Source organism: Flavobacterium acetivorans, from assembly GCF_020911885.1.
GTDB classification, from domain to species: domain Bacteria; phylum Bacteroidota; class Bacteroidia; order Flavobacteriales; family Flavobacteriaceae; genus Flavobacterium; species Flavobacterium acetivorans.
The window spans coordinates 510,034-525,397 of record NZ_CP087132.1 but is presented as its reverse complement, the minus strand read 5'-3'; the positions used below and the strand labels follow the sequence as shown (position 1 = coordinate 525,397).

Annotated in this window: 13 protein-coding genes, 2 tRNA genes and 1 rRNA gene; 14 read left to right on the top strand and 2 right to left on the bottom strand. The window is 35.2% G+C overall.

Annotated elements, in window-relative coordinates; all coding sequences use genetic code 11:
* The first annotated feature begins 19 nt into the window (after positions 1–19).
* Positions 20–1,378, top strand: coding sequence for an FAD-dependent oxidoreductase (locus LNP19_RS02360; protein ID WP_230063167.1), 1,359 nt, complete (start codon positions 20–22; stop codon positions 1,376–1,378).
* Positions 1,379–1,419: 41 nt separating this feature from the next.
* On the opposite strand, the gene LNP19_RS02355 is transcribed toward LNP19_RS02360, so the two are convergent.
* Complete coding sequence (locus LNP19_RS02355) at positions 1,420–2,952, bottom strand: helicase HerA-like domain-containing protein (protein WP_230063166.1); 1,533 nt, start codon at positions 2,950–2,952, stop codon at positions 1,420–1,422.
* Positions 2,953–3,328: 376 nt separating this feature from the next.
* On the opposite strand from LNP19_RS02355, the gene LNP19_RS02350 reads away from it, so the two are divergent.
* The 8 genes from LNP19_RS02350 (at position 3,329) to LNP19_RS02315 (ending at position 9,852) form a co-directional block, all read left to right on the top strand.
* Entirely contained in the window at positions 3,329–4,147 is an 819-nt protein-coding gene (locus tag LNP19_RS02350; RefSeq protein ID WP_072943794.1) for a MotA/TolQ/ExbB proton channel family protein, read from the top strand.
* Between the two features lie 37 nt (positions 4,148–4,184).
* Complete coding sequence (locus LNP19_RS02345; protein WP_072943796.1) at positions 4,185–4,796, top strand: ExbD/TolR family protein; 612 nt, start codon at positions 4,185–4,187, stop codon at positions 4,794–4,796.
* Positions 4,797–4,814: 18 nt separating this feature from the next.
* Complete coding sequence (locus LNP19_RS02340) at positions 4,815–5,360, top strand: ExbD/TolR family protein (protein WP_072943798.1); 546 nt, start codon at positions 4,815–4,817, stop codon at positions 5,358–5,360.
* Between the two features lie 40 nt (positions 5,361–5,400).
* The gene (locus LNP19_RS02335) at positions 5,401–6,198 is read left to right on the top strand and encodes an energy transducer TonB (protein ID WP_072943800.1); all 798 of its coding nucleotides are present in this window, start codon (positions 5,401–5,403) and stop codon (positions 6,196–6,198) included.
* Complete coding sequence (locus tag LNP19_RS02330) at positions 6,198–6,428, top strand: hypothetical protein (RefSeq protein WP_230063165.1); 231 nt, start codon at positions 6,198–6,200, stop codon at positions 6,426–6,428. Before LNP19_RS02335 ends, LNP19_RS02330 begins: the two co-directional genes overlap by 1 nt.
* A 3-nt stretch (positions 6,429–6,431) precedes the next feature.
* Positions 6,432–7,358, top strand: a complete 927-nt coding sequence (locus LNP19_RS02325) for a PstS family phosphate ABC transporter substrate-binding protein (RefSeq protein WP_230063164.1) — start codon at positions 6,432–6,434, stop codon at positions 7,356–7,358.
* Between the two features lie 22 nt (positions 7,359–7,380).
* Positions 7,381–9,048, top strand: a complete 1,668-nt coding sequence (locus LNP19_RS02320) for a tetratricopeptide repeat protein (RefSeq protein WP_230063163.1) — start codon at positions 7,381–7,383, stop codon at positions 9,046–9,048.
* Positions 9,049–9,219: 171 nt separating this feature from the next.
* Positions 9,220–9,852 carry a 7-carboxy-7-deazaguanine synthase QueE gene (locus tag LNP19_RS02315; RefSeq protein WP_230063162.1) on the top strand — a complete coding sequence of 211 codons (633 nt, stop codon included), beginning with the start codon at positions 9,220–9,222 and terminating at the stop codon, positions 9,850–9,852.
* Positions 9,853–9,921: 69 nt separating this feature from the next.
* On the opposite strand, the gene LNP19_RS02310 is transcribed toward LNP19_RS02315, so the two are convergent.
* Complete coding sequence (locus tag LNP19_RS02310; protein ID WP_230063161.1) at positions 9,922–10,629, bottom strand: SAM-dependent methyltransferase; 708 nt, start codon at positions 10,627–10,629, stop codon at positions 9,922–9,924.
* 73 nt (positions 10,630–10,702) lie between these two features.
* Between LNP19_RS02310 and LNP19_RS02305 the strand changes: the two genes are divergently transcribed.
* From LNP19_RS02305 to LNP19_RS02285, 5 genes are all read left to right on the top strand, one after another.
* On the top strand, positions 10,703–11,197 hold the full coding sequence (locus tag LNP19_RS02305) for a YkgJ family cysteine cluster protein (RefSeq protein ID WP_230063160.1): 495 nt from the start codon (positions 10,703–10,705) through the stop codon (positions 11,195–11,197).
* A gap of 97 nt (positions 11,198–11,294) precedes the next feature.
* Positions 11,295–12,530, top strand: coding sequence for an ABC transporter permease (locus LNP19_RS02300; RefSeq protein WP_230063159.1), 1,236 nt, complete (start codon positions 11,295–11,297; stop codon positions 12,528–12,530).
* Positions 12,531–13,296: 766 nt separating this feature from the next.
* A 16S ribosomal RNA gene (locus LNP19_RS02295) occupies positions 13,297–14,810 on the top strand.
* Between the two features lie 130 nt (positions 14,811–14,940).
* Positions 14,941–15,014 (top strand) — tRNA-Ile (locus LNP19_RS02290).
* Positions 15,015–15,157: 143 nt separating this feature from the next.
* Positions 15,158–15,231: transfer RNA gene (locus tag LNP19_RS02285), tRNA-Ala, on the top strand.
* The last annotated feature ends 133 nt before the right edge of the window (positions 15,232–15,364 follow it).

Below are 15,364 nucleotides of genomic sequence, written 5' to 3'. Positions count from 1 at the left end.
TTAACTTTTATAGAAAATAATGCAAACTCAAAAAAGAATAGCTGTCGTAGGTTCCGGTTTAGTCGGTTCGCTATTGGCTATTTACCTACGCAAAGCGGGACATATCGTTCATATATACGACAGAAGCCCGGATATTAGACAGATTCAATTTTCGGGGCGCTCCATAAATTTAGCGATGTCAAATAGAGGCTGGAAAGCTTTAGACAACGTAAATGTAGGTGATGCGGTAAGAGAAATAGCAATTCCGATGGATAAGCGCGCTATTCACTTAGTAGATAGGCTTAATTTTCAGAATTACGGACAGGAAGGAGAATGTATTTATTCAATTTCTAGAGGAAGTTTAAATAGAAAAATGATCGATTTGGCCGAAGCTGCCGGTGCTGAATTTTTCTTTGAACAAAAAATTTGGGATGTGACTTTGAATGAAGCCACTTTACATATTGGAGAAACGGAAAGAGGAGAATGGGAAGAAAAAAAATACGATATGGTATTTGGTGCTGATGGTGCTTTTTCTAGAATTCGTCATCGTATGCAACGCCAAAGTATGTTTAACTATTCGCAGGAGTTTTTAAATATTGGATATAAAGAGTTAAATATTCCTTCAAATCCAGATGGCTCCCATAAACTGGATAAAAATTCATTTCATATATGGCCTAGAGGAGAGTATATGTTAATTGCTTTGCCTAACTTAGAAGGTAGTTTTACTTGTACTTTATTTATGCCTTTTGAGGGAAAAAATTCTTTTGAATCACTCAAAGACAGAAAAGATGTTGAAGCTTTTTTTGAAAAAAACTTCCCTGATTCAATTGACGTTATTCCTAAACTAGCCGAAGATTTCTTTAAAAATCCTACCAGTACATTGGTTACGATGAAATGTTTTCCTTGGACTTATAAAGATAAAATTGCTTTAATAGGTGATGCTTGTCATGCAATTGTTCCTTTTTACGGTCAAGGAATGAATGCCGGTTTTGAAGACATATCAGTTCTCTATGAAATGATCGAGAAATTTGGTGATGATTGGGAAACTATTTTTGCTGAATATCAAAAATCGCGTAAACCAAATGCCGATGCTATTGCGGAACTTTCGTATCGCAATTTTTTGGAAATGAGTTCAAAAACGGCTGATGATAAATTTCTTTTGCAAAAGAAAATAGAGAAATGGTTCTCAGATAAACATCCGGAAAAATGGATTCCTTTATATAGTAGGGTGACTTTTAGTGATCGGCCTTATGCAGAGGCTTTGGCTATTGGAGATTATCAAAATGCCATTATGGAGGAGGTTTTAAAGATGGAGAATGTAGAAGCAATTTGGGATAGTGAAGAGGTGGAATCTAAAATCTTAGATTTGCTAAATAAAGAAGCAACAATCCAGAATTAAGTTTTTAATTCCGGACTGTTGCTCGTGGGGATTTTAAAATATTATTTTTTCAACATTTTTGTTAATATTCCAAATGCTCCTCTGATAAAAGTAGCGCTTGTCAATACTTTTAAAACTGATTTTCCAACTGCCTCAGTTGTACTAGATCCTTGGGTTGAGCTTCTTTTTGCTGCTTTTTGTTCTTCTATTTCTTGTTCTTTTTGGGCGGTTTCTTCATCAATTACAGCAATTTTTTTATTGAGCATTTCATAAGCACTTTCGCGATCAATAAGTTCACTGTACTTTTTTACTAATTTCGATTTATTGTTGATTTCCTGAATTTCACTTTCGGTTAAAACATCCATTCTGCTCATTGGGGCACGCATCATTGTGGCGACAAGCGGGGTAGGAATTCCTTTTTCGTTTAGAGCTGTAACGAGAGCTTCACCAATTCCGAGACTAGTCAATACTTCATCGGTTTTGTAATAAATAGAAGTAGGGTAATTGTCAGCTGTTTGTTTTATAGCTTGACGGTCTTTGGCGGTAAACGCTCTTAAAGCATGTTGGATTTTCAAACCTAATTGAGCCAATATGCCACTGGGAACGTCCATTGGATTTTGTGTAATAAAGTAAATCCCTATTCCTTTTGAGCGTATTAGTTTTACAATTGTTTCTATTTGATCTAATAAAGCCTTGCTGGCCTCTTTAAAAATCAAATGCGCCTCATCAATGAAAACAACGAGTTCAGGTTGGTCTGAATCTCCTTTTTCGGGCATCTGCTGATAAATTTCGGCAAGTAAACTTAGCATGAAGGTGGAGAATAATTTTGGTTTATCCTGAATGTCGGTCAATCGGATAATGTTGATGTATCCTTGTCCGTTTTCGTCAATTCGCATTAAATCGTCTACGTCAAAGGACATTTCTCCAAAAAACAAATCAGCTCCTTGTTGCTCAAGTTCGATAATTTTTCTCAGAATGATACCCGTTGTCGAAGTCGAAATTTTACCGTAGCTCGCAGTGATTTCATCTTTTCCTTCTTCGGTAATATAGTTGATGATTTTTTTAATGTCTTTTAAATCTAATAGAGGCATTTTGTTGTCATCACAATATTTAAATATTATTGACATGACGCCAGCTTGAGTGTCATTCAGGTCTAATATTCTTGAAAATAGAATAGGTCCAAATTCAGAAATGGTTGCCCGAAGACGTACTCCGCTTTGTTCGGATAAGCTTAATAACTCGACAGGGAATTTAGCTGTTTTATAAGGAATGTTTATTTTTGCGTGGCGCTCAGTTATAAACGGTTTTTCCTCGCCTTCTTTGGCAATACCGCTAAAATCACCTTTGATGTCCATCATTAAAACAGGGATTCCAACTGCGGATAATTGCTCAGATAAGACTTGAATGGTTTTAGTTTTTCCGGTTCCGGTTGCACCGGCAATTAAACCATGTCTATTTAGGGTTTTTAGAGGGATTTTAACATAAACATCAGCTAAAGCTTCTTCATCAAGGATGGCTCCGCCTAAAAGTATACTTTCTCCTTTTGAACTATATCCTTCAATAATTTTTTCTACGAAATCGTTTTTTCTGATCATAATGTTTTAATTGAACTAGAACTTTGCGGGATTTAACCTTTTAAAAGTAAGTAATTTTAGTATTTAGTGCAATTTTATTCCAATTTTGTTGTTAATAGTTAAAAAAAATATTTTTAACACTCGGCTTAGTTGTAATGCTTATTTGTGATGATTAATCATAAAACGATTATATATTTTTTTAAAAACAATTAATTTTATTGTGAATGCTGATGATTATTCAAATTGATTAAAAATCACTAAGCTCAAATAGTTTAAATTTAATATGAATAAAATTAAAAAAAGTTTTTTTATTTGAACTAAACATATAAATTTGCTCCTAACAAGTTTATTATAACATAAAAATAAATTATTTAAAACTATTAAAATTTAAAAAAAAATGGCAAACGTTAAAAAAGAAAACACTTCAAATGGTGGAGGAATGGTTTCAGGTATGATTATTTTAGCATGTATTGGTGTTGGTCTGTTAATTTGGAAATTTATCATGGGTAACCCTGCGAATTTTGAAGGTGGGAATGCAGAAACTGGACATCCATTGAATACTTTAGGCCAAGTTTATCATGGAGGTATTGTTGTACCAGTATTATTAGGGATGTTATTAATGGTTCTTGTGTTTTCTATCGAAAGATATTTTGTTATCTCTAAAGCAGCTGGTAAAACGAAACTAGATACTTTTATGACAAAGATACAAACAAGTATCAAAGCAGGAGAAATTGATGAAGCTATCGTTTCTTGCGATAAACAACAAGGATCTGTTGCAAATGCAATTAAATCAGCCTTAGTGAAATACCAAGCAGTTAAAAAAGAAGGATTTAATAGTGAAGAAGCTTCTGAGACTATTCACAAAGAAATAGAAGAGGCAACTTCTCTTGAAATGCCAATGTTACAAAAAAACATGACAATTATTTCATCTTTAGTTTCATTAGGAACTCTTATTGGATTGTTAGGAACAGTTTCTGGTATGATTAAAGCGTTTGGTGCACTTGCTGCTGCCGGAACTCCTGATCAAGCAGCTCTTGCAGCCGGTATTTCTGAAGCACTTATTAATACTGCTACAGGTATTGGAACTTCTGCTGTTGCAATTATCTCTTACAACTTCTTTACTTCTAAAATTGATGATTTGACTTACTCTATTGATGAGGCAGCGGTATCAATTGTAAATACTTACAGAAGATTCAGAGGAAGTTTGAAGCAATAATTAGGTTGATATTTATATCAAATAAAAAACAAAAAGAATGGCTAAAATAAATATAAAAAAGAATGCGGGGTCTACTGATATGACCGCAATGTGTGATGTCGCATTTCTATTGCTTACCTTCTTTGTAATGACTTCGACAGCTAAGATTCCGGAAGCATTGCCTGTAGATACGCCTACTTCAACAGTTCAGACAAAATTACCTGAGACTGATTTGGCTACTTTAACTGTAGGAAAAGGAAAAGTTTTTTTTGATTTGAAAGGAAAAGAAGTTCGAATCAGAACCTTAGAGTTGATGGGCGAAAAATATGGTGTGGCTTTTTCTGAGGAAGATAAAAACACATTCTCAAGGATGGATGATTTTGGTGTGCCACTTCTCAATCTTAAACAAATCATTGACATGAAAGCGGCTGATAGAAGTAAAGCAGGGCAACCTGGTATTCCAGCAGACTCGCTTGATAATCAGTTGAAAGACTGGATCTATAATGCACGTATTGCAAATATAGAGGTGAATGATAAAGAATTGCAAGTCGCTATTAAAGGTGATGCAAAAGAAGAATATCCAGCCATTAGAAAAGTGATGGATATGTTGCAAGATCAAAAAATCAATAGCTTTAGTTTAGTTACTGGTTTAAGAGGAAAAGATTTTTAATAAAAAAAATACACTAAAATGGCTGAATTAAATACCGACGACGGTGGAGGCAAAAAAGGTGGTAAAGTAAGAGCTAAAAAAGCAAACGCAAAGGTAGATTTAACTGCTATGGTGGATTTAGCTTTCTTATTAATCACATTCTTTATGCTTACTACGACGTTGTCTAAACCTCAATCGATGAACTTGGGGTTGCCAGATAAAGATCCGAGCAAAGATAACGTAGATATGAAGGTTGACGAAAATCGTACTATGACAATTATGTTGGGTGCTGACAATAAGTTAGTTTACTACGTTGGTTTGTTGGCTACTCCTATTGCAGGTCCAAAGGAATTGCCATATGGTAAAGACGGTATACGTAAGGAGATTTTAACTAGAAAGAAGTCAGTATTAGAGTATACTGGAAACAAGGATAAAGGTATGATTGTAATTATCAAGCCTAGTAAGAAAGCAAATTATAGAAATGTAATTGATATACTAGATGAAATGGCAATTTCTGATGTTCCGACCTATACTATTGTTAATGATTTTTCTCCTGAAGAACAAAAATTGTTAGAAGGAAAATAAGAGCAATCTTGTTTTCTTAATAACCTAATAATTAAGAAAAATGAAATTAGACATATTAAAAAATCAATGGCTTGAGATCGTATTCGAAGGACGTAATAAAGTTTACGGAGCTTATGAGTTAAGAAGAACCAATAGAAAAACTACTATTAAAGCGCTTATTATTGGGGCTATATTTTTTAGTATTGCTGTTGCTGCTCCTCTAATCATGGACTTAATTCCTAAAGGAGAAGACCAGGATATTGACAGAGATATTAAAATCACTGCAGTAAAACTACCTCCAAAGAAGAAAGAAGAGCCTAAATTAAATGTTCCACCACCACCACCACCACCACCAAAAGTGGATCAGGTTAAGTTTGTGAAGCCAGTAGTGGCTAAGGCAGAAGAAGTGACTGAAGAGCCACCGAAAATTGTTGAGATCAAAGAAAAAAAGATAGGTGCTGAAACAATTAAGGGAGATCCAGATGCAGTATTAACTGTAGCACCAGTAGGTACAGGGCCAAGTAAGGTTGTGGAAGAAGATAATCAAATTTACAACACGGCTGGTATCGAGGTGAAACCTGAATTTCCTGGTGGAATTGAGAAATTTTACTCTTTTGTAGCGAAAAATTACCGAGCACCTGAAGAAGAAGGTCTTAAAGGAAAAGTATATGTGACTTTTGTTGTAGAAAAAGATGGTTCGTTAACTGATATTAAAGTATTAAGAGATATCGGTTACGGTACTGGAAAAGAAGCTATGAGAGTGTTACAAAAATGTCCAAAATGGAATCCTGGGGTGCAAAATGGAAAACCGGTAAGGGTGCTTTATTCTCTTCCGATAACTATTCAAACTGCAGAGTAATGTTGGATAAAATTAGTAGAAATATTCAGAAGAAATCGCTTAAAGAGCGATTTCTTCTCGTTATAGGAATTTTGTTTTTTCTGACCTACCTTGTTTTAGGTTTATTTATTATCTTTATGAAGAATTTTCCCTTAGATATGAGTGCGGGTTACAGACTTGTTTTTGGGGTTCTTTTGGTAGGATATGCCGCTATCAGGTTTGTCCGTATTATTAACGATAATAAAGATTAGATTATGAAAAATTTTGTAAAACTTCAGTATGTGTCAATTCTTTTTATAACTGTATTGTTCATTGGCTGTAAGCAGTCAGATGGCACTACAAAAGAAAAAGAAACGATTTTAAAAGGTTCTGCTACAATTCTGGTAGATGAAAGTATAAAGCCCTTAATCGAGGAGCAAATTGCTGTTTTTCAAAGTGATTATAAAGCTAAAATTAGTTTAGATGCCAAGTCTGAAAAAGAAGTGTTAAGATCTTTCCTTAATGATACTTCGCAAATCGCGATATTGCCTAGAACTTTAAATGCAGAAGAATTAAAGCATTTTGAAATACTTAAGATTAAACCAAAAACAACAAAGATTGCTACTGATGCCATTGCATTTATTTCTAATAAAAAATCGAACGATACTTTAATAGCCTTGGAAGATGTGATTCATTTTATGCAAGGAAAGGATCAAAAAGCAATTAAAGGGTTGGTTTTTGATAATTTAAATTCGAGTAGTGTTCGTTATATGACTGAATTATCGGGGATTAAAGAACTTCCTAAAAAAGGAATTTATTCTTTTAAAGTGAATGAGGATGTCGTTAAGTTTGTTTCGGAAAATGATGGAATGATAGGTGTTGTAGGTTTAAATTGGCTTTATCAACCATCTGCGGAAATTAAGAATTTAATAAAGGACGTACATGTGCTGAATGTGAAAGCGGTAGGTAAGAATGGTTTTTTTGCTCCAACACAAAATAACTTGGCAGAAGGTTCTTATCCTTTGGCACGTGATTTGTTTATAATAAATTGTCAGGGTTATAATGGGTTAGGGATGGGCTTTGCTTCATTCGTTGCTGGAGAGGTTGGTCAACGTATCGTTTTGAAATCAGGATTATTGCCAGTAAGAGTACCTGGAAGAAAAGTTATTTTTAAGACCAATCAAACCGAAAAAATTAAATAAGAATAAATCAAATAAAGTTAAAATGAACAAATTTAAAATTTTAAGTGTTGCCTTTTTGGCTTCCGTATCCGTTACACAAGCTCAGGATATAAATCAAGCTAAGAAAGCTATTGACGCCGAACAATTTGAAAATGCTAAATCGACTTTAAAATCGATAATTAAAACTAATCCAGCCGAAGGGACAGCGTTCTTTCTTTTAGGAAACGTTTATCTTATTCAAAATGTCGCTGATTCTGCTAAAATGTCTTATCAAAATGGTTTGACCGCTAAGGATCATGCGCATTTAAATCAAATAGGTCTAGGGCAAATCGATTTGGACAATGGCGATGTTATGGCTGCAAAGGCTAAATTCGAATTGGCTAAAAAAGAAATGAGAAAAAAGGATTTTGAAGAGTATGTGTATATAGCTCGTGCTTATATGAATGCTTCTAAGCCTGATTATAAAGCGGCTATTGAAACTTTGAATCTTGCTAAAGAGCGCAGTGGACAAGAAGCACAAGTACAATTGGCTTTAGGTGATGCTTTTTATGGTGAGAAGAATCAAAATGAAGCTTATGCTGCTTATAGAAATGCTTTTCAAGCAGATAATTCAATGATAAGAGCTAAAATGCAATTGGGAGTTTTGCTAAAAGGAGCAAAAGCATATACTGAAGCAGTAACGGCCTATAATGATGTAATCGCTATTAGTCCTAATTATGGGCCAGTTTATAGAGAATTAGCGGAGACTTATTACTATTGGGCTGCTAATGTACCAGGTAGATACGATCAATATATCAAAGAAGCTTTGTCTTATTATGAGAAATATATGACTCTTACTGATTATTCTTTGGCTTCTCGTATGCGTCATGCCGATTTCCTTATCTTGGCAAAAGATTATAAAGCTTTAGAAATTGAAGCTAATAAAATGAAAGAAATTGATGCTGTAAATCCAAGAATTTACCGTTATTTAGGGTATTCAGCTTATGAAAATGGTAATGTTGATTTAGCTATCAAATCATTGAATGATTTTATTGGAAACCCATCTAATAAAGTAATTGCTCAAGATTATTTATATTTAGGTTTAGCAAAAATTAAAAAAGGGACAAGTGCAGATGGAGCGTCTATCGATCCGGCTCTTTTTAACGAAGGTGTATCTTTTATTAAGAAAGCGGTAGAGATGGAAGAGTATATTGCTAACGATCTGAACGAAGTGGCTACAAAATTATACGGACAAAAAATGTATAAAGAAGCAGCTGCACTTTTAGAAATTGCAGTAACAAATGTGGAGTCTAAGAATTATCTAATTGATAATTTCTACTTAGGAACATCAATTTATTTTGCTAACGCAAATGTTACTGCGGATCAAAAACCGGACTTTGTTGCTTTGCAAAAAGCGGATACTGCTCTAGGGAACTTAATTACCGGTTCACCTACTACCCAAGATGCTTACATCTACAGAGCAAGAGTTAATGGTTTAGCTGAAAAGCCAGCGATGATGATTCAGTATTATGAAGAATTTATCAAAGTTGTAACGGCAAATGGAGCTGAAGAACTGGCTAAGTCTTCAACTAAGGCAAAACTTATTGAGGCTTATAACACTATCGCTGCTAATTCTAGTGATACAGTGAAAGCTAAAGAGTATTTTTCTAAAACACTTGCAATTGATCCAGCGAATAAATTTGCAACAGAATCTTTGAAAGGACTAAAATAGTATTTCATTCGATTTTACATAAAAAAACCGATAGTTTAAGGACTATCGGTTTTTTTATACAGCTATTTTACCAAGATTATTGATGAATATTAAAACTCATCTTTAATGATTTTAATATTATTAAATTGACTCCTTTTCAAATTAACTATCTTTGCACTTTAAATTACAATAATGTTATCAAAAGAAATACAATTAGAAGTTAATAAAGGGGCTATGCTTCCGTTGATGGAAGAGTTTTACACCATTCAAGGTGAAGGTTTTCATACAGGAACGGCTGCTTACTTTATTAGAATTGGTGGGTGTGATGTAGGTTGTCATTGGTGTGACGTTAAGGAAAGTTGGAATTCAGAATTGCATCCTCCTACTGCTGTTGGCAGAATTGTCGAAAATGCAAGTAAATATTCTGAAACGGTAGTGGTAACTGGAGGAGAACCTTTAATGTGGGATATGAATCTTTTGACTCAAAAACTAAAAGAGAATAATCGAAAAGTACATATAGAGACTTCTGGGGCATATCCTTTATCTGGAACTTGGGATTGGATTTGTCTTTCTCCAAAGAAAAATAAATTGCCTACTCAAACAGTTTATGATAGTGCTCAGGAATTGAAAGTGATTATTCATAATAAACATGATTTTATTTTTGCAGAAGAACAGGCAGATTTAGTCAATGATAATGCTATTTTGTTTCTTCAACCAGAATGGAGTAAGAAAGAGGAGATGACTCCGCTGATAGTGGATTATGTAATGAACAATCCAAAATGGAGAGTTTCATTACAAACACATAAATATTTGAATATTCCTTAAATTATAAAGAGGATGAAAAAAGCCAAACAATATTTTGTTTGGCTTTTTTTGTTTAATGTTGAAGATTGTCTAGATGGAAAGCTTGGCTAAATAGTCATAATGCTCACCTTCAAGAATTAATTCGCAATTTAATCCATTGTCAATTGCTGCATTTTGTAAAGTGTTATAGTCAAGGTAGAGCCAAGGGAATGATTCTTCCTTTTCATTTTTATAAGTAAGGGAGAATTCTAATTCGCCGTAATAATTATTGCTAGGTATCCATTTACCTCCGTCTTCATCTTCGTCAAACATGTAAATGATATCAGATGAATCGATCAGTATTTGACCGTTTGTATTTAAAAGGGTTTTTAATTTTTGAAGATACTTGGGAAGATTGTTTACTTTTCCAAATATTCCGGTACCATTCATTAGCAATAAAATGGTATCGAATTTTTCTTTTGAATCTAAATCCAGCATGTCTATCGTTTGGGCATTCGAAACACCTCTTAATTTGCAGGCTTGAATAGCATTTTTAGAAATATCAATGGCGGTAACAGCTAAGTTTAGTTCGTTTTGCAGGTATAAACTGTGGCTTCCTGCTCCGCATCCTATGTCAAGAATTTTTCCTTTGGCTATTTGTAGCGCTTTTTGCTCTAGCGGAGGCATATCAACATATGATCGAAATAAATAGGCAACGCTCATTTCGTCAGCTTCAGATATGGTGGTTTCGGTAATTAAATCCTCTGGGGAATTGTTAGTTTGATAGTCTAGTATGGCTTGGCCAAAAAGGTCTTTCATCTTTTTTGTTTAAAGTTTCAGGTTTCAGCTTTCAAGTTTGTTACTTTTGTGGATCCAACTTTAAATTGTAAACTTGAAACAAATTTTGAATAATCTTCCTAAAGATGCCAAAGATAAGCATATTGAAAATAAAAAGTATTTCGATAAGCTGAAAAAGAAAACGCCTAAAAATTTAGATTATGTAATGCAAGATTTACATGATGCTGAATTCAAAAAAATAGATTGTTTAAAATGTGCCAATTGTTGTAAGACAACGGGACCATTATTTACTTTAGCAGATATTGAGCGTGTTTCAAAATATTTAAGACAAAAACCACAGCAGTTTATTGAGCAGTATTTGCAGATTGATGAAGATAAAGATTATGTTTTGCAAAGTGTGCCTTGCACCTTTCTTGATAATGAAAATGCTTGTATGATTTATGATGTGCGTCCAAAAGCGTGTAGAGAGTTTCCTCATACGGATAGAAAGAAGTTTCAGCAAATTTCTGATCTTACTTTAAAAAATGTTGCCATTTGTCCTGCTGCTTATAATATCGTAGAGGAAATGAAAAAGAAATTGCCTCTTTAAATAATTTGAAAACATAATGGCTTTTATTGCAGAGCGTTCATGCAATTCAACGCTGGAAACTTTAATGTATATTTGCATTTAAACTAATACTTAGATCTTGAATTTAGAATACTTTATCGCTAAAAGACTTATAACTGCTAAGGATTATAAAAGTAGTATATCGGCACCAATTATTAAAATTGCCATATCGGCAATCGCTATAGGTATGGTTATGATGATAGTTTCAGTAGCAACTGGAATTGGTCTGCAACAAAAAATACGAGAAAAAATTTCTGCTTTTAATGGCCATATCATTATATCAAATTTTGATAGTAATCAGTCAGAAACAACCTTGGCGCCAATTTCTAAAAATCAAGATTTTTATCCGAAGTTTAACTCGGTTAATGGAGTAGATCATATTCAGGCAATTGCTAGTAAGGCAGGGATTATAAGGACAGAAACGGCTTTTGAAGGGATAATTTTTAAAGGAGTTGGTTCAGATTACAAATGGGATAATATAAAGGAATATCTTGTTGCGGGGAAATTGCCTGATTATTCTAATAAAGTGAATCAAGAGGTTTTGTTGTCTCAGTTTTTGGCTAATAGATTAAATTTAAAAGTTGGAGACGTTTTTAATACTTTCTTTATGAAGGAAGGGCAAAACAAGTTACCCAATATTCGTAGGTTTAAAATCACAGGTGTTTTTAATTCCGGATTTCAAGAATTTGATGCTTCTTATGTATTAGGCGATATTCGGCACATACAACGAATTAATAAATGGAAGCCGGATCAAGTAGGAGCTTTTGAGGTTTTTGTTTCAGATTTTGATAATATTAAAACGGTAGGAGATCAGGTTTATGAGTACACAGGGTCTACACTTGATACAAAAACTATAATAGAAAAATACAGTTATATATTCGAGTGGTTGCAATTATTCGATTTCAATATTATTGTTATTTTAATTGTAATGATTGTTGTTGCTACCATAAATATGGTTGTGGCGCTTTTGGTGCTTATTTTGGAGCGTACTCAAATGATAGGGATTTTAAAGGCGTTGGGAGCTAGTAATTGGAGTATTAGAAAAATATTTTTATACAATGCATCTTACCTTATCCTTCGTGGATTGTTCTGGGGGAATTTAATAGGGATTACTATTTTGATGATTCAGCAGTATTTTGGGTTAATAAAGCTTAATCCTGAGAATTATTATGTAGATCAGGCTCCTGTTTACCTGAACTTTGGGTATATAGCATTGCTAAATCTACTTACAATTAGTGTTTGTTTCTTGGTTTTATTGATTCCTTCCTATATAATAACAAAAATTTCTCCAGTCAAAGCCATTCGTTTTGATTAAATAGATAATATAATCAAATTAATTAGGAGCATCTACCTGTTGTTCACTACAATCTTCGCGGTCCGCAAGCCGGACTGGAAGGATTTCCGCTTCTATCAGGGCTAGGTTAGGGGTTTGATATCTATTTTTAGAGGCATAAAGAAGAATTTTGATTGTTTTTTATGGTCAAAGTGCTTCTTTTCTATAAAAAGAGTTTTAAAGTTTAAGATGCTACAATTTCAAGACACACGTTTTCAGATGGTTAAAAACAAAGTTTTAAAAAGGGTAAAAATACTTGTTCAAAAGTATTGTTTAAGCGAATAAAGGTGGTACTTTTGCACCCGCAACAGCGACAAAGTTCATTAAGATATTGCCAGTTATTATTTGATTTAGGGATTAAGGTTTCTAAAATAAAAATCAAAAAAAACTTGTGAGATTTGAATTGGCTTATTACATTTGCACCCCGCAAAATATGCAAAGTTCCTTGAGAGATTGGTAAGAAAGATTAAAGAAAAGAGGTTTAAAACTTCGAAAAAAAACTTTAAATTTTTCTTGCGAGATTAAAAAGAAGTTATACTTTTGCACCCGCTTCGAGAAACACACTAAGTGAGTTATACGAGACGAAAAAAAAGATAAGACACGTTCCTAGACATATTGAATTGACAGCCGTTTTAAGAGAGATCTTAAAACAAAAGAATAAGAGTAATAGAATCGATAGATTATAATAAAACCACTAGATCTTCAGTCAAACATAAATAGAATCAAAGCAATTTGATTCGCATAATATACGATGAAGAGTTTGATCCTGGCTCAGGATGAACGCTAGCGGCAGGCTTAACACATGCAAGTCGAGGGGTATTGGTTTTCGAACCAAGAGACCGGCGCACGGGTGCGTAACGCGTATGCAATCTACCTTTCACAGAGGGATAGCCCAGAGAAATTTGGATTAATACCTCATAGTATACTGAGTTGGCATCAACTTAGTATTAAAGTCACAACGGTGAAAGATGAGCATGCGTCCCATTAGCTAGTTGGTAAGGTAATGGCTTACCAAGGCTACGATGGGTAGGGGTCCTGAGAGGGAGATCCCCCACACTGGTACTGAGACACGGACCAGACTCCTACGGGAGGCAGCAGTGAGGAATATTGGACAATGGGCGCAAGCCTGATCCAGCCATGCCGCGTGCAGGATGACGGTCCTATGGATTGTAAACTGCTTTTATACGAGAAGAAACACTGGTTCGTGAACCAGCTTGACGGTATCGTAAGAATAAGGATCGGCTAACTCCGTGCCAGCAGCCGCGGTAATACGGAGGATCCAAGCGTTATCCGGAATCATTGGGTTTAAAGGGTCCGTAGGCGGTTTAGTAAGTCAGTGGTGAAAGCCCATCGCTCAACGGTGGAACGGCCATTGATACTGCTAAACTTGAATTATTAGGAAGTAACTAGAATATGTAGTGTAGCGGTGAAATGCTTAGAGATTACATGGAATACCAATTGCGAAGGCAGGTTACTACTAATTGATTGACGCTGATGGACGAAAGCGTGGGTAGCGAACAGGATTAGATACCCTGGTAGTCCACGCCGTAAACGATGGATACTAGCTGTTGGGGGCAACTTCAGTGGCTAAGCGAAAGTGATAAGTATCCCACCTGGGGAGTACGTTCGCAAGAATGAAACTCAAAGGAATTGACGGGGGCCCGCACAAGCGGTGGAGCATGTGGTTTAATTCGATGATACGCGAGGAACCTTACCAAGGCTTAAATGTAGATTGACCGGTTTGGAAACAGACTTTTCGCAAGACAATTTACAAGGTGCTGCATGGTTGTCGTCAGCTCGTGCCGTGAGGTGTCAGGTTAAGTCCTATAACGAGCGCAACCCCTGTTGTTAGTTGCCAGCGAGTCATGTCGGGAACTCTAACAAGACTGCCAGTGTAAACTGTGAGGAAGGTGGGGATGACGTCAAATCATCACGGCCCTTACGCCTTGGGCTACACACGTGCTACAATGGCCGGTACAGAGAGCAGCCACTGGGCGACCAGGAGCGAATCTATAAAACCGGTCACAGTTCGGATCGGAGTCTGCAACTCGACTCCGTGAAGCTGGAATCGCTAGTAATCGGATATCAGCCATGATCCGGTGAATACGTTCCCGGGCCTTGTACACACCGCCCGTCAAGCCATGGAAGCTGGGGGTGCCTGAAGTCGGTGACCGCAAGGAGCTGCCTAGGGTAAAACTGGTAACTAGGGCTAAGTCGTAACAAGGTAGCCGTACCGGAAGGTGCGGCTGGAACACCTCCTTTCTAGAGCCTTATTGTTAGTTGATTTATCAACACGTTAAGGAAAGAGACGAAAAGAGAATTTGGAAAATATTTAAAGAATTTATTGCTCTTGCTGTTAATTTAAAAAATAATGAAAATTAAGTAAAAACAGAGTCTCGTAGCTCAGCTGGTTAGAGTACTACACTGATAATGTAGGGGTCGGCAGTTCGAGTCTGCCCGGGACTACTTTTTAAGTTGTTAATTATGAATTGTAAATTATAAAAAACAAAATAAAAAACTGAAAAGCTTAGTAAAAAAGGAAATTTTAGAGGTTGAGTAACCGTTTTAAGTGCTGTTAACTGAAAACTGTTAACTGACAACTAAAAAATGGGGGATTAGCTCAGCTGGCTAGAGCGCCTGCCTTGCACGCAGGAGGTCAACGGTTCGACTCCGTTATTCTCCACAAAAGAAGTGGTCAGAAAAAAAGTGATCAGTGTTCGGGTAAAACTGAATACTAAAAACTGTAGACTGAACACTGAATCAAAGTTCATTGACATATTGAGATAAGAAAAATATTAAAAGTAGAAAGCGTTTTT